Genomic DNA, 522 nt, shown 5'->3' with positions numbered 1-522 from the left:
CTTATCAAAATGGTGAGCAAAGTAACTATAATGACGATAGCGCTGTATCGGTACCACGCGTAGCGTTGTAATCGGTACCATGCTATCACTGCAATCGGTACCGCTTGTATCGCTGCAAACGGTACCAAGATTTCAGTTCTGCTTTTCGATTTGCAAAGGTAATCTATTTTTTCAATTTCTGGCGCATAGAATCACCTTTTAACTCTATTTTACTTGCATTTGCTACCAAACGGTCCATAATGGCATCTGCCAAGGTAGGATCACCTATATAATCATACCATTTGGCAATAGGAAGCTGTGAAGCGATAATGACGGACTTTCTCTCGTATCTCTCTTCTAGGATTTGGAGCATTGCGAGTCTGGTCTTGTCATCCATTGGCTGCAACCCGAAGTCATCCCATATGAGCAAGTCATACTTTTCTAGATTGGTTATCATCTTCAGGTACGACCCATCCAGCTTACTGAGTGCAACTTTCTCCACAAAGCTGTTCATGTTGAGATAGAGAGTTCTATAGCCTAGCA

1 protein-coding gene is annotated in these 522 nt (G+C 42.3%); it reads right to left on the bottom strand.

Annotated elements, in window-relative coordinates:
* Window positions 1-163: 163 nt before the first annotated feature.
* A partial coding sequence (locus tag IE178_RS37285; RefSeq protein ID WP_193515127.1) for an ATP-binding protein occupies window positions 164-522 on the bottom strand: 359 nt, incomplete at its 5' end.

The organism is Streptomyces griseoloalbus (genome assembly GCA_014650015.1).
Lineage (GTDB): Bacteria > Actinomycetota > Actinomycetes > Streptomycetales > Streptomycetaceae > Streptomyces > Streptomyces griseoloalbus.
This window is presented reverse-complemented; position numbering and strand designations above follow the sequence as displayed.